Source organism: Acerihabitans sp., assembly GCF_036398755.1.
Classification (GTDB): domain Bacteria; phylum Pseudomonadota; class Gammaproteobacteria; order Enterobacterales; family Enterobacteriaceae; genus Acerihabitans.
This window is the reverse complement of sequence record NZ_DASWOM010000078.1, coordinates 15367-35017: the sequence shown is the minus strand read 5'-3', so window position 1 is coordinate 35017 and position 19651 is coordinate 15367. Positions and strand designations below refer to the sequence as shown.

At 56.9% G+C, this 19651-nt stretch carries 21 protein-coding genes and 2 tRNA genes; 9 read left to right on the top strand and 14 right to left on the bottom strand.

What is annotated here, in order from left to right; translation table 11 throughout:
• Positions 1 to 178: AcrZ family multidrug efflux pump-associated protein (locus tag VGC33_RS13020; protein WP_331121191.1), on the bottom strand; the 178-nt coding region annotated here is incomplete at its 3' end.
• Between the two features lie 221 nt (positions 179 to 399).
• On the opposite strand from VGC33_RS13020, the gene modE reads away from it, so the two are divergent.
• The 7 genes from modE to gpmA all read left to right on the top strand — a co-directional run bounded on the left by modE (position 400) and on the right by gpmA (position 8150).
• Positions 400 to 1191, top strand: coding sequence for a molybdenum-dependent transcriptional regulator ModE (modE, locus tag VGC33_RS13015; protein WP_331121189.1), 792 nt, complete (start codon positions 400 to 402; stop codon positions 1189 to 1191).
• A gap of 76 nt (positions 1192 to 1267) precedes the next feature.
• The gene (modF, locus tag VGC33_RS13010) at positions 1268 to 2740 is read left to right on the top strand and encodes a molybdate ABC transporter ATP-binding protein ModF (RefSeq protein ID WP_331121188.1); all 1473 of its coding nucleotides are present in this window, start codon (positions 1268 to 1270) and stop codon (positions 2738 to 2740) included.
• A 266-nt stretch (positions 2741 to 3006) separates the two neighbouring features.
• Entirely contained in the window at positions 3007 to 4023 is a 1017-nt protein-coding gene (gene galE, locus VGC33_RS13005; RefSeq protein WP_331121187.1) for a UDP-glucose 4-epimerase GalE, read from the top strand.
• 15 nt (positions 4024 to 4038) lie between these two features.
• On the top strand, positions 4039 to 5091 hold the full coding sequence (gene galT, locus VGC33_RS13000; RefSeq protein ID WP_331121186.1) for a galactose-1-phosphate uridylyltransferase: 1053 nt from the start codon (positions 4039 to 4041) through the stop codon (positions 5089 to 5091).
• A complete protein-coding gene (gene galK / locus VGC33_RS12995) occupies positions 5088 to 6236 on the top strand; it encodes a galactokinase (RefSeq protein ID WP_331121185.1) in 1149 nt (382 codons plus the stop codon). Before galT ends, galK begins: the two co-directional genes overlap by 4 nt.
• The gene (gene galM, locus VGC33_RS12990; RefSeq protein ID WP_331121184.1) at positions 6230 to 7276 is read left to right on the top strand and encodes a galactose-1-epimerase; all 1047 of its coding nucleotides are present in this window, start codon (positions 6230 to 6232) and stop codon (positions 7274 to 7276) included. The genes galK and galM overlap by 7 nt, the downstream gene beginning before the upstream one ends.
• Positions 7277 to 7397: 121 nt before the next feature.
• The gene (gene gpmA, locus VGC33_RS12985) at positions 7398 to 8150 is read left to right on the top strand and encodes a 2,3-diphosphoglycerate-dependent phosphoglycerate mutase (protein ID WP_331121183.1); all 753 of its coding nucleotides are present in this window, start codon (positions 7398 to 7400) and stop codon (positions 8148 to 8150) included.
• An 88-nt stretch (positions 8151 to 8238) separates the two neighbouring features.
• Here the strand turns inward: gpmA and aroG are convergent, their stop codons facing one another.
• Positions 8239 to 9321, bottom strand: coding sequence for a 3-deoxy-7-phosphoheptulonate synthase AroG (gene aroG, locus VGC33_RS12980; protein ID WP_331121182.1), 1083 nt, complete (start codon positions 9319 to 9321; stop codon positions 8239 to 8241).
• A 352-nt stretch (positions 9322 to 9673) separates the two neighbouring features.
• Here aroG and VGC33_RS12975 point away from each other — a divergent pair, with 352 nt between their 5' ends.
• Together VGC33_RS12975 and zitB are read left to right on the top strand one after the other, a co-directional pair.
• Positions 9674 to 10048 carry a protein YbgS gene (locus tag VGC33_RS12975; protein WP_331121181.1) on the top strand — a complete coding sequence of 125 codons (375 nt, stop codon included), beginning with the start codon at positions 9674 to 9676 and terminating at the stop codon, positions 10046 to 10048.
• 310 nt (positions 10049 to 10358) lie between these two features.
• The gene (gene zitB, locus VGC33_RS12970) at positions 10359 to 11312 is read left to right on the top strand and encodes a CDF family zinc transporter ZitB (RefSeq protein WP_331121180.1); all 954 of its coding nucleotides are present in this window, start codon (positions 10359 to 10361) and stop codon (positions 11310 to 11312) included.
• Here the strand turns inward: zitB and nadA are convergent.
• From nadA to cydX, 12 genes are all read right to left on the bottom strand, one after another.
• A complete protein-coding gene (gene nadA / locus VGC33_RS12965) occupies positions 11309 to 12370 on the bottom strand; it encodes a quinolinate synthase NadA (protein WP_331121179.1) in 1062 nt (353 codons plus the stop codon). The genes zitB and nadA overlap by 4 nt on opposite strands.
• A gap of 394 nt (positions 12371 to 12764) precedes the next feature.
• A tRNA-Lys gene (locus VGC33_RS12960) sits at positions 12765 to 12840 on the bottom strand.
• An 82-nt stretch (positions 12841 to 12922) separates the two neighbouring features.
• A tRNA-Lys gene (locus tag VGC33_RS12955) sits at positions 12923 to 12998 on the bottom strand.
• A gap of 179 nt (positions 12999 to 13177) precedes the next feature.
• The gene (gene cpoB, locus VGC33_RS12950) at positions 13178 to 13987 is read right to left on the bottom strand and encodes a cell division protein CpoB (RefSeq protein WP_331121178.1); all 810 of its coding nucleotides are present in this window, start codon (positions 13985 to 13987) and stop codon (positions 13178 to 13180) included.
• Positions 13988 to 13996: 9 nt separating this feature from the next.
• Entirely contained in the window at positions 13997 to 14512 is a 516-nt protein-coding gene (gene pal, locus VGC33_RS12945; RefSeq protein WP_331121177.1) for a peptidoglycan-associated lipoprotein Pal, read from the bottom strand.
• A 43-nt stretch (positions 14513 to 14555) separates the two neighbouring features.
• On the bottom strand, positions 14556 to 15848 hold the full coding sequence (gene tolB, locus VGC33_RS12940) for a Tol-Pal system beta propeller repeat protein TolB (RefSeq protein WP_331121176.1): 1293 nt from the start codon (positions 15846 to 15848) through the stop codon (positions 14556 to 14558).
• 141 nt (positions 15849 to 15989) lie between these two features.
• Positions 15990 to 17336: a cell envelope integrity protein TolA gene (gene tolA / locus VGC33_RS12935; RefSeq protein WP_331121175.1), complete on the bottom strand. Its 1347-nt coding sequence runs from the start codon at positions 17334 to 17336 to the stop codon at positions 15990 to 15992.
• A 54-nt stretch (positions 17337 to 17390) separates the two neighbouring features.
• Positions 17391 to 17813, bottom strand: coding sequence for a colicin uptake protein TolR (tolR, locus tag VGC33_RS12930; RefSeq protein WP_331121174.1), 423 nt, complete (start codon positions 17811 to 17813; stop codon positions 17391 to 17393).
• 14 nt (positions 17814 to 17827) lie between these two features.
• Positions 17828 to 18517, bottom strand: coding sequence for a Tol-Pal system protein TolQ (gene tolQ, locus VGC33_RS12925; protein ID WP_331121173.1), 690 nt, complete (start codon positions 18515 to 18517; stop codon positions 17828 to 17830).
• A complete protein-coding gene (ybgC, locus tag VGC33_RS12920) occupies positions 18514 to 18918 on the bottom strand; it encodes a tol-pal system-associated acyl-CoA thioesterase (RefSeq protein ID WP_331121172.1) in 405 nt (134 codons plus the stop codon). The genes tolQ and ybgC overlap by 4 nt, the downstream gene beginning before the upstream one ends.
• A gap of 308 nt (positions 18919 to 19226) precedes the next feature.
• A complete protein-coding gene (gene ybgE, locus VGC33_RS12915) occupies positions 19227 to 19520 on the bottom strand; it encodes a cyd operon protein YbgE (protein ID WP_331121190.1) in 294 nt (97 codons plus the stop codon).
• A complete protein-coding gene (gene cydX, locus VGC33_RS12910) occupies positions 19520 to 19651 on the bottom strand; it encodes a cytochrome bd-I oxidase subunit CydX (protein WP_331121171.1) in 132 nt (43 codons plus the stop codon). Before cydX ends, ybgE begins: the two co-directional genes overlap by 1 nt.

Below are 19651 nucleotides of genomic sequence, written 5' to 3'. Positions count from 1 at the left end.
AATGCGCGTCGGCACCGCGCTTATCATTGGCATGGGGGTCACGCTTCTGTTTGGGCTTGCCGATTTTCGATATCAGATTAAACAGCTCGCCCAGGCCATAAATCGACCCAAGAATGAGCACCATCACCACCGGCACCATCAGTACTACCATTAACAGGCTTTCCAGTAACTCTAACATCTTCACCTCGTATCATGCCGCTGTCGCCGGCGTTTTTGCTATGCTTATTGCTCTTTATACCAGTTTATGACGCGGCGGCTTAGGCTTTTTATGTTATACCTCGCAGAAAGCGCATACGCGGCCAGGGGGTATTTGCCCGTCCGCACAAGATCGGCGACAATTCGCTGCAATCTTCACGCGTCGCCATACGCAACGCTTAATATCAAACAGGGCGCACAGGCATGCAGGCCGAAATTCTCCTCACCTTGAAACTCCAGCAACGCCTTTTTGCCGATCCCCGGCGTATCGCCCTGCTCAAGCAGATCAAGCACACCGGCTCCATCAGCCAGGGCGCCAAACTGGCGGGCATCAGCTATAAAAGCGCCTGGGACGCCATCAGCGCCATGAACGAGCTGGCGGAACAAACCCTGGTTGAGCGCGCCACCGGCGGCAAAGGCGGCGGCGGCGCCACGCTTACCCGCTATGCCGAGCGGCTGCTGCAGCTCTACGATCTGTTAGGCCAAATCCAGCAAAAGGCTTTTAACGTACTGCAAGACGATAGGCTCCCGCTTGATAGCCTGCTGGCGGCCATTTCGCGCTTTTCGCTGCAAACCAGCGCCCGCAACCAGTTTTTCGGCACCGTGCTCACGCGCAGCCACCAGCAGGTGCAGCAGCACGTCGATATTCTGCTGGCGGACGGACGGACGCGCCTGAAGGTGGCCTTGACCCAGCGCAGCGCCGACCGGCTGCTGCTGGCGCCGGGTAAGGAAGTGCTGTTGCTTATCAAAGCGCCCTGGGTGTCGTTGCGCGCCGGACACGTCGATATCGCCGGCGCCGATAACGTCCTGCACGGCACATTAACGCAGCTTGAGCAGGGCGACGATAACGTCGAAGCCCTGCTGCGCCTTACCGGCGGAGAAATCCTGTGCGCCACCCTGCCCAAAACCGCGGTGGGCGAGCAACATTTATCGCTGGATCTGCCAATTACAGCATATTTTAATGCCGACCAGGTGATCATCGCCACGCTGTGCTGAAAGCGCGCCCACACATTGACTTTGGACGGTAAAATTATGATGCTGAGGTTCTAAGTTGCATAAACAGGAATAATAAATGTCGTTATTGCATATTTCGCAAGGATCGTTTCGTCTTAGCGATGACCGCCGGCTTAGCATCGGGGAACTGGAACTGCGCAGCGGAGAGCGTTGGGCCTTTGTCGGCGCCAACGGCAGCGGCAAGTCCTCCCTTGCCCGCGCCCTATCCGGTGATTTGACGCTCTTGTCCGGCGAGCGGCACAGCGATTATCAACGGGTCTCCCGCCTTTCTTTGGAGCAACTGCAAAAACTGGTCGGACAGGAATGGCAACGCAACAACACCGATCTGCTGAGCGATGGCGAGGAGGATACCGGACGTACCACCGCGGAAATCATCCAGCAGGATATCTGCGACCCGGCGCTATGCGATGAGCTCGCCGGGCGGTTCGGCATCACGCATCTGCTTGCGCGCCGATTTAAATACCTGTCCACCGGCGAGACGCGTAAAACCCTGCTGTGCCAGGCGCTGATGGCCCGGCCTGACCTGCTGATCCTGGATGAACCCTTTGACGGACTGGATGTGACCTCAAGGGCGCAGCTTGCCGATATGCTGCGCGTCCTGGCGGATCCTTCCATGACCCTGGTGCTGGTGCTTAACCGTTTTGACGATATTCCCGACTATATGGATAACGTCGGGATCCTGGTGGATTGCGCGTTAACCTGCACCGGCGATCGCGCCACGCTGCTGGCCGAGGCGCTGGTGGCGCAGTTGGCGCATGCGGAATCCCTTGCCGGCATCCGCCTGCCGGAGACCGAGATACCCGGGCAAAAGGCCGCCCTGCCCGCCGATCTGCCGCTTATTACCCTGCGCAATGGCGTGGTCTCCTACCAGGACCGGCCGATCCTGCATCAGCTGGACTGGGAAGTCTTGCCGGGCCAGCACTGGCAAATCGTCGGCCCGAACGGCGCCGGCAAATCCACCCTGCTCAGCCTGGTTACCGGCGATCATGCCCAGGGCTACAGCAACGATTTAACGCTGTTTGGCCGGCGTCGCGGCAGCGGCGAAACGATCTGGGATATTAAACGCCATATCGGCTATGTCAGCAGCAGCCTGCATCTGGATTACCGGGTCAGCGCCAGCGCGCGCAGCGTGATTTTATCCGGTTTTTTCGATTCCATCGGCGTCTATCAGGCGGTGTCGGATCGCCAGCGGCTATTGACCCGCCAGTGGCTGCAATTGCTGGGTCTTGAGGCGGCGGCGGATGCCCCGTTCCACGGCTTGTCCTGGGGACAGCAGCGCCTGGTGCTTATCGCCCGCGCCCTGGTCAAGCACCCCGCGCTGTTAATCCTTGACGAGCCGCTGCAGGGGCTTGATCCGCTTAACCGGCAGTTGGTGCGCCGTTGGATCGACGTGCTGATCGGCGAAGGCGAAACCCAGTTGCTGTTTGTTTCCCATCACGCGGAAGACGCCCCTGGCTGTATTACCCATCGGCTGACCTTTGTACCGCAGGATGACCGCTACCGTTATCAGATCGATGACCTGCGCGCATAGCCCCTGAGTGAAACGTTAGCCCCAGCGCCGCCGCCATGCCTGCGCGGTGGCGCCGCCGCAGCGCAGGCTGAGAACGTTATCTTTTTTCCCGGCCCCGTTGCGGCATTCAATCTTGATAATCGTTAAGTCTTCCGGTTTTGCCGGGGCATTACGGCAAAAAATGCGCTAACATTGAATGTAATCGATTTCATTTTTATCGACATGATCACCTTTTTAAGGTTCTAGCCATGCTAATTTATCCCGATAAAAGGATACAGGAGTCGCAAATGTCTATATTGGTGACGGGTGGTAGCGGTTACATTGGCAGTCATGCCTGCCTGCAACTTAACGCTGCCGGTTTTAACCCGATCATTTTGGATAACCTGAGCAACAGCAAAAGCAGCGCGCTTGACGCGCTGGCGCGTCTTAGCCGGACAAAACCCGTGTTTTACCGCGGCGACGTGCGCGATAAAGCGTTATTGGCGCGAATTTTTGCCGAACACGACATCGATGCCGTTATCCACTTCGCCGGTCTCAAAGCGGTAGGCGAGTCGGTGCAAAAACCGCTGGATTACTACGATAACAATGTCTACGGCACCCTGGCGCTGGTGGAAGCCATGCGCGCGGCGGGCGTCAAGACCCTGATTTTCAGCTCTTCCGCCACCGTTTATGGCGATCAGCCCATCGTTCCTTATGACGAAAGCCTCCCCGCCGGAGCGCCATCCAGCCCCTATGGCCGCAGCAAGCTGATGGTCGAGCAGATACTGACGGACGCGCAGCGCGCCGAGCCGGAATGGAGCATGACGTTATTACGCTACTTTAACCCGGCCGGCGCCCATCCCTCCGGCGAAATGGGCGAAGATCCCCAGGGCATTCCCAATAACCTGATGCCGTATATCGCCCAGGTTGCGGTGGGGCGCCGTCCCTCACTGGCAATCTTCGGCCATGATTTCCCCACCCATGACGGCACCGGCGTACGCGACTATATTCATGTCATGGATCTGGCCGACGGCCATGTCGCGGCGCTGCAAGCGCTGCGGGGTAAACCAGGCACCCATATCTATAACCTTGGCGCCGGCGTTGGACACAGCGTACTGGACGTGGTGAACGCCTTTAGCCATGCCTGCGGCAAGCCGGTGCCCTATCATTTTGCGCCGCGCCGCGCGGGTGACCAGGCCGCCTATTGGGCCTTGGCGGATAAGGCCGCACGTGATTTACACTGGCGGGTAAGCCGCTCGTTGGAAGAGATGGCCGCCGACACCTGGCGCTGGCAGTCGCGCCACCCGAACGGTTATCCAGATTGAGTTTCAGGAGAGAGTATGCTGCAGTTTAACCCCGTCGATCATCCCCATCGCCGGTACAACCCGCTCAGCGGACAATGGGTATTGGTATCGCCGCACCGCGCCAAGCGCCCGTGGCAGGGCCAGCAGGAAACGCCGTCGGTGCAAACCCTGCCCCGGCACGATCCCGACTGTTTTCTTTGTCCGGGCAATACCCGCGTCTCGGGTGATAAAAACCCCGATTACACCACCACCTATGTATTTACCAATGATTTTGCCGCGCTGATGACCGACACGCCGGACGCGCCGGCCGGCGATAATCCGCTGATGCGCTGCGAAAGCGCGCGCGGCACCAGCCGCGTTATCTGTTTTTCACCCGATCATAGCAAGACCCTGCCGGAGTTATCGTTGCCGGCGCTTGAAGCGGTGATCGCGGCCTGGCGGGAGCAGAGCGCCGATTTGGGCAAAACCTATCCCTGGGTACAGGTGTTTGAAAATAAAGGCGCGGCCATGGGCTGCTCCAACCCCCACCCTCACGGCCAGATTTGGGCCAACAGTTTTTTGCCCAACGAGGCCGAGCGCGAAGACCGGTTGCAGCGTGACTATTTTTTACAACAGCATTCCCCGCTGCTGATGGATTACCTGAAGCTGGAGCTGGCCGACGGCGCGCGCACGGTCGTGGAGACCGAACACTGGCTGGCGGTCGTGCCCTATTGGGCGGCCTGGCCGTTTGAGACCCTGCTGCTGCCCAAGGCCCATGTGTTGCGCATAGACGACCTGGATCGCGCGCAAAGCGCCGATCTGGCCGTGGCGATTAAAAAGCTGACCAGCCGTTACGATAATTTATTTAACTGCTCCTTTCCTTATTCTATGGGCTGGCACGGCGCGCCCTATCTCGGCGGGGACCATGGCCACTGGCAGTTGCACGCCCACTTTTATCCGCCGCTGTTACGTTCGGCAACGGTGCGGAAATTTATGGTCGGTTATGAAATGCTGGCGGAAACCCAGCGTGACCTGACCGCTGAACAAGCCAGCGATCGCCTGCGCGCGGTCAGCGATATTCATTTTCGGGAATCTGGAGTAGCGCAATGACGTTAAAAAATACCACTGAAGCCGTTTTCCGCCAATCCTACGGCCATGACGCAACCCTGACGGTACAAGCCCCCGGCCGCGTTAACCTGATTGGTGAACATACCGATTATAATGATGGTTTCGTGCTGCCCTGCGCCATTGATTATGCGACGGTGGTGAGCGCGGCAAAACGAGACGATCGTCAAATCCGGGTTATTGCCGTGGATTGTGACGGCGAGCAAGATATTTTTTCACTGGATGAGCCAATTTTGTCTCATCCGACCCAGCAATGGTCCAATTATGTGCGCGGCGTGATCAAACATCTGCAACAACGCGACCCGCACTTCGGCGGCGCCGATTTGGTACTGAGCGGCAATGTCCCGCAGGGCGCGGGCTTAAGCTCCTCGGCATCGCTGGAGGTGGCGGTGGGTAAAGCGATACAAACGCTTTATCACCTGGCGCTCGACAATGTCGCCCTGGCGCTGAACGGCCAGGAAGCGGAAAACCAGTTTGTCGGCTGTAACTGCGGCATTATGGATCAGCTGATCTCGGCGCTGGGCAAGGATAACCACGCCCTGCTGATCGATTGCCGTACATTGGGCACGCGCGCGGTGCCGATGCCGGATAACGTGGCGGTGGTGATTATCAATTCCAACGTCAAACGCGGGCTGGTGGACAGCGAATATAATGCTAGGCGCGAACAGTGCGAAACCGGCGCGCGATTTTTTACCGCCGATAAGCTGCGCGATGTGGAATTAAGCCAGTTCGCCGCCGTTGAACATGAATTGGATCCTGTCGTCGCCAAACGGGTGCGCCACGTCCTGACGGAAAACGCGCGCACGCTGGCGGCGGCGGATGCCCTGGCCGCGGGAGATCTGGGCCTGATGGGCAGCCTGATGGCGCAGTCACATGCCTCGATGCGCGACGACTTCGAAATCACCGTGCCGCCCATTGACGCGCTGGTGGACATCGTGAAGCGTGAAATCGGCGATAACGGCGGCGTGCGTATGACCGGCGGCGGTTTTGGCGGATGTATCGTGGCCTTGATGCCGACCGGACTAGTGGATACGGTGCGCCAGGCGGTTGCCGATCGGTACGAAGCAAAAACCGGCCTGAAAGAGACGTTTTATGTGTGTCATGCGAGTGAAGGAACCTCCCTATGCTGAAAGAGTATGAATCCGGCATCGCCCCTGACGGCCAGCCGTTCCAATGCGTCACCCTGGGAACCGAACAAGGCGTCCAGATAACCTTGATGGATTGGGGCGCCACCTGGCTTTCCTGCCAACTGCCGCTGAAATCAGGCGACAGGCGCGAGGTGCTGCTGGGCTGCCCCTCGCCGCAGGAATACACCCATCAGGCGGCTTATCTGGGCGCGACCGTCGGCCGCTACGCCAACCGCATCGCCAAGGCTGCCCTAACTCGTGGCGGCGCCACCTGGCCGCTTAGCGCCAACCAGGGAGCGCATCAGCTGCACGGCGGGCCGCAGGGATTCCACGCCCGGCGCTGGTTATGCGCCGAGCATACCCTGACCTCGGTGCTGTTCCGCCTGGAGTCCGCCGACGGCGATCAGGGGTTCCCGGGGAATCTGATCGCCGAGGTGCGATATACGGTAACCGACGACGGCCAGGTGGCCATTGACTATCGGGCAACGGTGGATAAGGCGTGCCCGGTAAACCTGACCAATCATGCCTATTTCCATCTGGACGGCGCCAACAGCGATGTGCGCCGGCAAAAACTACAGATCTACGCCACGCAATACCTGCCGGTGGACAGCGAAGGCATACCCTGCGCGCCGTTAGCCGATGTGGAAAATACCGGCATGGATTTTCGCCAGCCCAAGACCATCGCCCAGGATTTTCTGCGCGATCGCGATCAGCAGCGCATGAAAGGGTATGATCACGCCTATCTGCTCTACCCCGCCTGTGGGGACGGCGAAACGCCCGCCGCCCAGCTATGGTCGGCGGATAATCAGGTTTTGCTCAAGGTTTTCACCACCGCGCCGGCGCTGCAGCTGTACACCGGCAATTTCCTGGCCGGCACGCCGGCGCGCCAGGGCGGCGATTATCAAAACTACAGCGGGGTGGCGCTGGAAAGCGAATTCCTGCCCGATAGCCCGAACCATCCGGAGTGGCCGCAGCCGGATTGCTGGCTAAAACCCGGTGAAACCTATCAATCATCAACCCGTTATCAGTTTGTCGCGCTATAAGCGCTATCGCCAAGCCATTTATTTCGCTATGTTTGACCTTATGCGGTTGCCGCCCAGCCCGGCCAGGCAATATAATGCTAATAGTATTCATAAAAATCTTTAGACTTTAAGGAGTCAAGCGATGGCTGTAACTAAACTGGTTCTGGTACGACACGGTGAAAGCCAGTGGAACAATGAAAATCGTTTCACCGGCTGGACGGACGTTGATTTGTCCGACAAGGGCCGTACTGAAGCGAAGCAAGCGGGTCAACAGCTGAAAGCGGAAGGCTTTACCTTCGATTTTGCCTACACGTCCGTGTTAAAACGCGCCATCCATACCCTGTGGAATATCCTGGACGAACTGGATCAGGCCTGGCTGCCGGTGGAAAAATCCTGGCGCCTGAACGAACGCCATTACGGCGCGCTGCAAGGCCTGAACAAATCCGAAACCGCTGAAAAATACGGCGACGAACAGGTTAAGCAATGGCGCCGCGGTTTTGCCGTTACGCCGCCGGAATTAACCCGTGATGACGAACGCTTCCCAGGCCATGACGCCCGCTACGCAAAACTGACCGCCGCTGAGCTGCCAACCACCGAAAGCCTGGCGCTGACCATCGATCGCGTTACCCCTTACTGGAACGACACCATTTTACCGCGCATGAAAAAAGGCGAGCGCGTCATTATCGCCGCGCACGGCAACTCGATTCGCGCATTGGTGAAATTCCTGGATAATATGAGCGAAGAAGACATTCTTGAGCTGAATATCCCGACCGGCGTGCCGCTGGTTTATGAATTCGATGAAAACATGAAGCCGGTTAAGCACTACTACCTGGGCAACGCCGCGGAAATCGCCGCCAAGGCCGCCGCGGTAGCCAACCAGGGTAAAGCCAAATAACCCTGAACTTCCCCCGGCGCGCGTCGGGAGAATAAAGAAGGCAAACCCGCTTTTTTTTGCCGGATAGGTACTATCCGGCATTGTTTTTTCAGGCCCCCGGATGGATATCCGGCCCCGCCAACTCCCGCCGCGCCCGTACCGCCTGGGCCAACTGGTTTAACATGAGCTCGGTATCCGGCCAGCCTATGCAGGCATCGGTAATGCTTTTGCCATAGACCAGGGGCTCACCGCCCTCAAGGCTCTGGTTGCCCTCCACCAAATGGCTTTCCACCATCACGCCGATAATGCCCTTTTCGCCGGCCGCCAGCTGCGCGCATACGTCCCGCGCGACATCCATCTGTTTTTTATATTGCTTGCTGCTGTTGGCATGGCTGAAATCGATCATCACCTGGGCGGGCAGGTTGGCCTTGGCCAATCCCACTTTCACCGCGTTAACGTGATGAGCGCTGTAATTTGGCTCCCTGCCGCCGCGCAATATGATATGGCAGTCGCTGTTGCCGCTGGTGTTGACGATGGCTGAATGGCCCCACTTGGTTACCGACAGGAAGCAATGGGCGGCGCCGGCGGCGTTAATGGCGTCAATGGCGACCTTGATGGTGCCGTCGGTACCGTTTTTAAATCCCACCGGACAGGAGAGGCCCGAGGCCAGTTCCCGATGCACCTGGGACTCGGTGGTGCGCGCGCCGATGGCGCCCCAGCTCATCAGGTCCGCGACATATTGCGGGGTAATCATATCCAGAAACTCCCCCGCGGCCGGCAGGCCGGAATCGTTGATATCCAGCAGGAGTTTACGGGCAATGCGCAGTCCTTCGTTAATCTGGAAGCTGTTATCCATTAACGGATCGTTGATAAGTCCTTTCCAGCCCACGGTGGTGCGCGGCTTTTCAAAATATACCCGCATCACGATTTCCAACTCGCCGCCCAGTTGCTTGCGCAGCGCGAGCAAACGCGCGGCATACTCTATCGCCGCCCCGGTATCGTGAATGGAACAAGGACCGATCACCACCAGTAAGCGATCGTCGTTGCCCTTCAGGATTTTATGGATAGCGGAGCGCGCGCCCGATACCGTCCTGGCGGCCCGATCGCTTGCCGGGAATTTTTCCAGCAACGCCACCGGCGGCAATAATTCTTTAATCTCTCTGATTCTTAAGTCGTCGTTAAGGTAATTCATAGTGGGTCCGTCTTCTCTCCAGACTGCTGCGACTATCCACAACGTATCGTCTACAACATCTTGTTCATAACATCATGAATTCATGCCGTTTAATTTAGCCGTTGTGATTCATACCGTACACATGCTTTTAAGGCTTTCGCCAGTAAATCGCCTTGAAATTTGATAATTGCCGATTCTTGGCTATCATTAAATTGTGATATGCCAACGATAACGGGAACTTAACCCTCTCGTACTTGTGGCCTATCATTTCCTTGCGAGGCCATTGGGTGCGCCTCGGTGAGGTTTTGCGCCCGCAAAACAGCGAGAAATGCGGGTTTGATAATCACCCCTGGCACGAAAGAGGGAAAATAATATGCAAACCACTACCACGAAGAAAATGGCAATGTTGTTCTTTTCCGCAGTTATGGCTTTGAGCAGCGGCGCGGCCCTTGCGGCAAGCGCCTCGGCCGGCAGCACCGACGCCAATAACGGCCAGCAAAACCAATCCGGCGGCGCCGGCTCCAAGGACAATACCGCGCCTAACGGCGTCAGCAACGACAAGATCAATACCGGCGGCACCGATACCTCCAAGACCGGCAGTACCGACGCCAACGCCGATTTGAACGCCGCCGAAATACACAAAAACACCATGTGTAAAGACGGACGTTGTCCGGATACCAATTCAAAAGTGGAAACCGGCAAAAGCGGCACAACCGAGGCCACTAAAACCGATGGCACCACCAACTAAATATTGAACATGGCAGGCGATGCCTGCTTTATTCAGTTTTAACAGGAGAAATCAGCGATTAGCCTGATTTCTTTTTTTTTGCCTATTTCATGGCTGCCGGCCGTCATAACCCTGGGCGCGTTTATTATAAAGCATAGCATGATAAAGCATAGTATTTCGGCGCTAAACGGCGGGACGGCATTTGCCCATGGCGTGCAACGCGCCGGCGCAGGCATAATAACCTGAGAATACCCTACGGCAACCCTTCGTTTCCTGGCGCCTGTTCGGGTATTATCATGATTGGTACATGGGGCTTTTCACAGGAAAATCTATGGCAACGACACATGACCACTCGGAAGTCCACGGGCACGGGGCGGCGGATAACGGCAATAATAAACGCCTGCTGGCGGCGTTTGCCGTTACGGCCGTATTTATGGCCGTGGAAGTGGCGGGCGGCCTGCTGTCGGGATCGCTGGCGCTGCTGGCCGATGCGGGGCATATGCTGACCGACGCGGCCGCGTTGCTTATGGCCTTGCTGGCCGTGCGTTTTGCCACCCGTAAGCCCAATAGCCGGCATACCTTTGGCTATCTGAGGCTGACCACCCTGGCGGCCTTTGTTAATGCGCTGGCCCTGCTGGCGATTACGGCGCTTATTGTCTGGGAGGCGATACGGCGTTTTTACCATCCCCATCCCGTGGCCGGCTGGAGCATGATGATCATCGCCGTGGCTGGCCTGCTGGCCAATCTGCTTTCTTTCTGGCTGCTGCATGGGGGCGAAGGGGAAAAAAACATCAATCTGCGCGCCGCCGCGCTGCATGTGCTGGGGGATTTATTAGGCTCCGTCGGGGCGATTATCGCGGCGGTGGTGATATTGATGACCGGCTGGATGCCCATCGACCCGATTTTATCCATGCTGGTTTCATGCCTGGTGCTGCGCAGCGGCTGGCGGCTGATGCGGGAAAGCCTGCATGAGCTGCTCGAGGGCACGCCCAGCCGTATCGATATCGAGAAACTCAAGCGCGACCTGTCGCTTAACATTCCCGAAGTACGCAATATTCATCATGTCCATATCTGGCAGGTGGGGGAGAAGCCCCTGATGACCCTGCATGCACAGGTAATCCCGCCCTACGATCACGATGCCCTGTTGCACCAGATCCAGGATTTCCTGCTGGCCCATTATCATATCAGCCATGCCACGGTGCAGATGGAATACCAGACGTGCCCCGAAGACGATTGCGGCATCACCGAAGGCGGCGGGCTGGCCCATGCCCATCATCATCACTAAGCGTTGCCGGTAACGCGTACCTTGAGTTCGGCGGCAAAAGCCAACATGCGGTTTAACGGCACCAGCGCCTTGACACGCAATTCATCCGGCACCTGTATCTCATGGTCTCCCCCACCGTGCAGAAGGCCGTCAGCGACGGCTTTCAGGCCGTTCATGGCCATCCAGGGACAATGGGCGCAGCTGCGGCAGGTAGCGCCGTCGCCGGCGGTGGGCGCTTCGAACAGGGTTTTATCCGGGCAGGCCTGCTGCATTTTATAAAAAATGCCGCGATCGGTTGCGACGATCATTTGCCGCTGCGGCAGGGTTTTTGCCGCCTGGATAAGCTGGCTGGTCGAGCCGACCGCATCGGCCAGGGCGACAACGGCCTGCGGCGACTCGGGATGCACCAGCACCGCCGCGTCAGGATAAAGCCGCTTCATGTTGAGCAATGCCTGGGTCTTGAACTCGTCGTGCACAATACAAGCGCTCTGCCAGCATAAAATATCCGCGCCGGTTTGGTTTTGCACATAACGGCCGAGATGCCGGTCCGGCGCCCAGATGATCTTTTCACCCAGGCTATCAAGATGCTCGATAAGATCCACGGCGATGCTTGAGGTGACAACCCAATCGGCGCGCGCCTTAACCGCCGCGGAGGTATTGGCATAGACCACGACGGTGCGGTCCGGATGGGCATCGCAAAACGCGCTGAACGCCTCCACCGGGCATCCCAGATCCAGCGAGCATTCAGCTTTCAGCGTAGGCATCAGCACCGTTTTCTCCGGGCTGAGTATTTTCGCCGTTTCGCCCATAAACCTTACGCCGGCCACCAGCAGCGTGGTGGCCGGATGGGTGCTGCCGAACCGCGCCATTTCAAGGGAATCCGCCACACAGCCGCCGGTCGCCTCCGCCAGCGCCTGGATTTCCGGGTCGGTATAATAGTGGGCGACCATAACGGCGTTGCGCTGCTTTAGCAACCGCGCGATTTTTTCATAATAGAATTGTTTTTCATCCGCGCTCAGGGCGCGCGGTTTGGGTGGGAAAGGATAGATGGCCGCATTGACATCCAACACTTCGCTCATTGCTTGTATCCTGATCAGTCCCCGCGCATGGGCTGGGCGCCGTGGAAGGCGATCGGACAGTCTATGCAGCGCGTGTGTTTTATATACTAAACAAAATAAACAATTTTTAGCCAAATGTCCTGCTAATTTTGTTATTTTTTATTTTTTTGTTTAGTTTATATAATTTGTGGCATGCCGAACGACGCAGAACGAAAACCATAATGGATTTTACGGCGGCACACTAGTCGATATGTGCGAAACAGAGCGCAATACCGCAAAATTTTTGGGGATAAGCTGCCGTGCCGGCAACGTTGTCTCGCTGCGCTCGACTCGAACCTGCGCAGGTTCAAATCCGCACGACACGCACAATATATAGAAATGTATTGGCTAAAAAAATTGGAGGACTTTTCGAAATTGGTGGGTCGTGCAGGATTCGAACCTGCGACCAATTGATTAAAAGTCAACTGCTCTACCAACTGAGCTAACGACCCCTTGGCGGGATTTACTGCGTGATAACCGGATAACGGCGGGTGTGCAGGGGGACTCGGCCTTTGGCCTCGCTATCTGCGTAATTGGTGGGTCGTGCAGGATTCGAACCTGCGACCAATTGATTAAAAGTCAACTGCTCTACCAACTGAGCTAACGACCCTGATATCCGTTGTTTTACCATCGCCCGGGGATAAACGCTTTCCCTTGGCAACGGCGGCATATATTACTTTCTAAAATTTTCTGCGCAACCTAAATTTACGCAATAACGTTCAACTGCTTGATCTTCGAGCATCCAGGCCTGGATCCGGCGAATAATTCTTCGCTGGAGGCCTGAATGGTTCAAAGACCGGACAGCCGTTTTTGTGCTTGTTTGGCGGAATCAGTGTTGGGGTAAAGTTTGATAACCTGCTGGTAAACGGCCTTGGCTTTGTCGGTCTGGCCTTTTTCCTGCATGATTACCCCGACTTTAAACAGGGCCTCGGAACTTTTTGGTGATTTGGGGTAATTTTTGACAACCAGGGCAAAATAATATGCCGCATCGTCTTTTTTACCTTTGTTGTAATTCAACTGACCCAGCCAGTAATTGGCATTGGGCTGATAAGTTGAATCCGGGTAACGTTTAACAAAATTTTGAAACGCGATGATGCCCTGATCGTACTGTTTTTTCTCCAGTACCAAAGCCACCGCCGCATTGTAATCGGTATTGGCGTCACCGGTGCCGGTTCCGTCCGAAGCCGCCGCCGGGGCCGCCGCATCCGGGCTGGCGCCTGTGGCCGGGACTGCCGCGCCGTTGTCCGCCCCGCCGCCCGGCGTGGCCGCAGCCGCATCCTGGCCGCCTTTGCTGCTCAGGCTGTCCATTTGCTGATAAATCTGTTTCTGGCGCTCCACCACCTGGGAAAGCTGGTACTGGCTTTCCTGAATTTGACCCCGCAAGGAATCAATATCGCGCTGGGTATCGGAGAGTTGTTGCTGAAGTTGAGTTAATAGCTGGCCGTGAGCGTTGGAAATACGCTCAAGTTGAGTGACCCGATCTTCCACCGAGCCGGAGCCGACATTACTGATTGGCGCTTGGGCGGTAGCGGCCCAAGGGGCCGCTACGCCAACCAGCAACGACAGACTTAACAGATAATGTCTGAAGTTACCGCTCATGCAATTCTCTTAGTATACCAGTACGGCACGACGGTTTTTGGCGTAAGCCGATTCGTCATGTCCCAGTACAGCCGGTTTCTCTTTACCGTAAGATACGATAGAGATCTGATCGACAGAGACGCCTTTACCCTGAAGATACATCTTCACGGCATTGGCGCGACGTTCACCCAGGGCGATGTTATATTCCGGCGTGCCGCGTTCATCCGCATGACCTTCAACGGTCACTTTATAGGATGGGTTGCTGCGCAGGAAGTTAGCATGTGCGTCCAGCATCTGGGCGAAATCAGAACGGATATCGTACTTATCAAGATCGAAGTAAACGATATTGTTCCTTTGCAGTTCTTGCATCTGCAGACGAGCCTGTTCTTCAGAAGAGGCATTGGCACCGCTTGCATTGTCCATACCAGTGCCAGCGCCCATGGCAGAATCCGCGCCATTGTTAGCGCTTTTGTGGGAACTACACGCGGCGATAGCCAGTACAGGCACGGCCAGCATCAGCCCTTTTAGCACTTTGTTCAGTTGCATCTCATTTTCCTTTTATAGTTTGCCATACATATTTACACATGCATCACAGATTCGGAGACCAGGCAGGAAATTTGACCTGTCCATCAGTCGCCGGAAGACGCGCTTTGAAACGCCCATCAATCGAAACCAGCTGTAGCACGGAACCCATCCCTTGTGTAGAGCTGTAGATAACCATGGTGCCATTGGGTGCGAGGCTAGGTGTTTCATCCAGGAACGTGGCCGTTAAGACTTGCACGGCTCCCGTTGCCAGATCCTGTTTGGCGATATGCTGAGCGCCGCCGTTGCTGCTGACCATGACCAGGAACTTACCGTCCGCGCTCACGTCCGCATCCTGGTTCTGGGAGCCTTCCCAGGTAAGGCGCTGCGGGCTACCGCCGTTAATGCCCACTTTATACACTTGCGGACGACCGCCCTGATCCGAGGTATAGGCCAGGGACTGGTTATCCGGGAACCAGGTCGGTTCCGTGTTGTTGCTGCGACCGTCGGTCACCTGCGTAATCTGGCCGGAGCCTAAATTCATCACATAAATATTCAAACTGCCGGATTTCGACAGGGCGAAGGCCAGCTTGGAGCCGTCCGGCGAAAAGGCCGGCGCGCCGTTATGCTGCGGGAAGCTGGCAATCTGCCTGACCGTTTGCTTATAGACATCCTGCACCACCAGCGCCGAGCGGCCGCTTTCAAACGTTACATACGCGACCTTGCTGCCGTCCGGCGACCAGGCCGGCGACATCAGCGGCTGGGGAGACCGGTGGACCACAAACTGGTTGAAGCCGTCGTAGTCGGCGATGCGCAGCTCATAAGGATACTGCCCGCCGTTGGTTTGCACCACATAAGCGATACGGGTGCGAAACGCGCCCTTGATCCCGGTCAATTTTTCAAAAACGCCGTCGCTGGCGGCATGGGCACCGTAACGCAGATCGGATTTTTTGACTTTAAACTGGTTTTGCTCCAATACCGCGCCGGGGTTGCCGGACGTATCAACCAATTGATAGGAGATAACAAAATTACCGTCGGCGCTGGGTTGGATCTGCCCCACCACCACCGCGTCGATACCCAGGGCGGTCCAGGCCGCCGGCGTGACTTCGGCAGCCGTCGCGGGCTGCTGCGGCATACGCGCCACATCGATAGGGTTGAATTTACCGCTGTTGCGCAAATCCGCGCCGACAATGCCGCCGATATCCTCGGGCGCGGCGCCAGGGCCCGCCCATTTAAACGGAATAACGCCAATCGGCCGCGCCGAATCGACCCCTTGCGTGATCTCTATTCGCACTTCCGCATGCAGCACGGACGCCCATAAAATCATTAAACCTAGCGCTACTCGAAATGCCTGCTTCATTTCATCTCCCATACCGAGGCGATACGCCACGATAAATTAGCAGAATTTTAACTAAACCACGTAAACAAAACCATATACTTCAGGTAGACAACATAGTCTAAATCTTAAACCCTCACCGCTATATTTTGACTTCTTTACCCATTATTGCGGTTTAAAATCAATTGGCGCATTTTTGAATACTTCATAAACGGCCTGGGTTGGCGGTTTAGGTATTTTAGCCAGTTTCGCCGCCGAGACAGCCGCCTGGCACAAGGCCGGGTCACCGCCTTCGGAAGAGACCGAGATTACCATGCCATCAGGAGCCAGCTTCAGGCGCAACACGCATGTCTTGCCGGTGAATGAAGGATCGCTGTAAAACTTCGCTTCGATGGCCGCTTTGACCAGGCCGGCGTAACTACTTATTTCCGCGCCTGAGGCCCCGCTCTCCTTGCTCGTACCCGTGCCTTTAGGCTTACTGCCCCCGCTAGGCCCGCCGCCGGCTTTCGGCGCGTTTTTCGAATCGGTCAAACCACCCAGTAAATCGTCGACTTCATTGGACTGCTTGGCGGCCGCGGCGGCGGCGGCTTTTTTCGCATCCCCGGCCGCTTTTTTCGCGGCGGCCGCGGCGGCCTTGGCTTCGGCCGCGGCGGCGGCTTTATCCTTGGCGGCCTGCTCGGCCTTGGCCGCCGCGGCGGCGTCGGATTTCTCTTTAGCCGCTTCCGCCTTGGCCGCGGCCGCTTTGGCGGCGTCGGCCTTGGCGGTGGCCTCGGCTTTTTCGGCGGCGGCGGCTTTTGCGGCTTCCGCCTTGGCGGCCGCCGCTTCTGCGGCCGCTTCTTTTTTCGCGTCTTCCACGGCTTTGGCCTTGGCGGCCTGTTCGGCCTTGGCCTGCGCCGCGGCGTCAGCCTGTTTTTTTGCCGCGGCCGCGGCGGCGGCGGCCTGTTTACTGGCCTCGGCTTCCGCCTGCTTTTTCGCCTCAGCGGCGGCTTTAGCCTGCTGGGCCGCCTCGGCCTTGGCCTGGGCTGCCGCGGCTTCCGCCTGTTTCTGCTGTTCCTTGGCCTGCTGGGTAGCGGCTTCCGCCTGCTGCTTTTGTTCCGCCGCCTGTTTAGCGGCTTCGGCGGCCTGTTTTTGTTGCTCCGCCTGCTGTTCTTTCTGCTGCTGCGCCGCTTCCTGCGCCGCCAGCCGGTCTTTCTCCAATTCTTTCAGTCGCTGCTGCTCGGCCGCCTGCTTTTGCTGCAGCTCTTCCGCCTGCTGTTGCGCCTGTTTTTCACGCAGCTGCGACGCGCGCTGGGCGTCCGTCTGCTGCTGCTGTTGACGGTTATACTGTTGCACCACGGCACCGGGATCGACCATTACCGCGTCGATGGACGAGCCGCCTCCGCCGCCGCCACTGGATTCGAGAGTCTGCGTGTAGGAACTCCAGACCAATAACCCGATCAGGATAATATGCAGAACAATCGAAATAATAATGGCGCGTTTGAGCTTATCGTTCTGTTCGGTTGCCTTTACCACAATCGATTCCCAAAAACAGATTTGCCAGTAAAATCGCGCATGATCAGTATGCCGTTAAATGGGCTGGGTCATCAGGCCCACCGACTTAACGCCGGCCTGATGCAGCAGATTCAGCGCCTTGATAATTTCATCATAAGGCACGTCTTTCGCGCCGCCGATTAAAAATATCGCTTTAGGATTGGCCGTAATGCGCGCACGCGCCTCGGCCACCACCTGCTCCGGCGGCAACTGTTCCATACGGTTGTGATCCACCACCAGACTGTATTGGCCGACGCCCGACACTTCCACAATCACCGGCGGGTTATCATCGCTGCTGACCGCTTTTGAATCCGTCGCGTCGGGCAGATCCACCTCGACGCTCTGGGTGATGATGGGCGCCGTCGCCATGAAGATCAACACCAGCACCAGCAGCACGTCGAGCAGTGGAACAATGTTGATTTCCGACTTTATTTGATTCCGACCACGTCTGCGAGCCATGCTCTCCCCTCCTTCTACTTAGCGCTATCGCTGCTGGCGAAGGCCTGGCGATGCAGGATGGCGATGAACTCTTCGGTGAAGTTGTCGTAGTTCTGATCCAGCTTGTTCACCCGCTGGCTGAGCCGGTTGTAGGCCATGACCGCCGGAATGGCGGCGAACAGGCCTATCGCCGTGGCGATCAGCGCTTCGGCGATGCCGGGGGCGACCATTTGCAGGGTGGCCTGTTTAACCGCGCCCAGGCCGATAAAGGCGTGCATGATGCCCCAGACGGTGCCGAACAGACCGATATACGGGCTGATGGAACCTACCGTGCCCAAGAAAGGAATATGGGTTTCCAACGCTTCCAGCTCGCGGTTCATGGAAATGCGCATGGCGCGCGAAGCGCCTTCCACCACGGCTTCCGGCGCATGGCTATTGGCGCGGTGCAGACGGGCGAATTCTTTAAAGCCGGAATAGAAGATCTGCTCGGATCCGGTCAGCACGTCGCGACGGGTCTGGCTTTCCTGGTACAGGCGGGACAATTCGATACCCGACCAGAATTTGTCCTCGAAGGCTTCCGCCTCGCGGGTGGCCGTGTTTAAAATACGGGTGCGCTGGATGATAATCGCCCAGGATGCAATGGAAAAGCACATTAAAATCAACATGATCAGTTTAACCAGAAAGCTTGCTTTCAGGAACAGATCAAAAATGTTCATGTCAGTCACTGCTTGAACTCCGCGACAATAGACTTAGGAAGCGCGACAGGCTTCATTTGGTGTAGATCAATACAGGCTATCAAAACATCCGCCTGGCTGAGAAGTTGCCCTTCAGCGTTCAGGATGCGTTGCGCAAAAGTCAGAGAGGCACCGCGCATTGAGACGATTTCACTTTCTACTTGCAGCAAATCGTCCAGACGCGCTGAGGCGAGATAGTCCACCGTGATGCGCCTCACCACAAAAGCGATATTCTCGCTCAGTAAGGCATGCTGATGGAAATTATGCTGGCGCAGCATTTCGGTACGGGCTCTTTCATAAAAAACCACATAGCGTGCGTGATAGACCACACCCCCGGCGTCCGTATCTTCATAATAGACGCGCACCGGCCATCGGAATAACGTATTACTCACTGTACATCCCAGCAACGCAAAACAACGGTGCTTACTATACGCAAGACCAACCACGTTGGGAATGGATTACCTCGGATGATTGAAAATAATTATGGATAAAGCGGGCGCGGGCGCCCGGCGCGGCGGGCTATGTAAAGAATATGGCTGAACTGCTGACAAAAAGTCCCGGCAATATACCCGGTGTGTTAACGAAATGCGGGAGTCGTGAAATAACCCATTTGGCAAAGCATTTTATTAGAATAACTTTTTTCGCAAAATGCTGTTGCCGAAACAACGCCAATTAAAACAGCATTGTCCGGCTTTGATATTCAGAGAAATAAATAACCAAGCGCAATGGCCAGCAGCAGCATTGCCGCCGGCGGCAAAAACGCCAGCCGCCATCCCAAGCGACGTGGACGGAAACCGACGCCGTGGATAACACCCGCGCAAACCGCCCAGATAATCAGCAGGTTATGCCAGGCCGCCAGCGAACTGGTGGTGGAGGCGAAACGCGCCGGCATCCAGAAGACGCAGCCGGCAAGCGCCAGCGCCATGATAAGCGACAACAGCCGCAACGGGCCGCTGTCGGTCAGGCGGTAGAGGACGTCGGTGACGGACCTTATCACTTCAGATCGTTCTCAATCCGTTCGCCGCCGCGCGGCTGGCTGTCTTCGTGATGCTCCAGCGCCAGGGCGGTGATTATACCGAAGGCGCAGGCGAGCAGCGTTCCCAATATCCAGGCAAAATACCACAT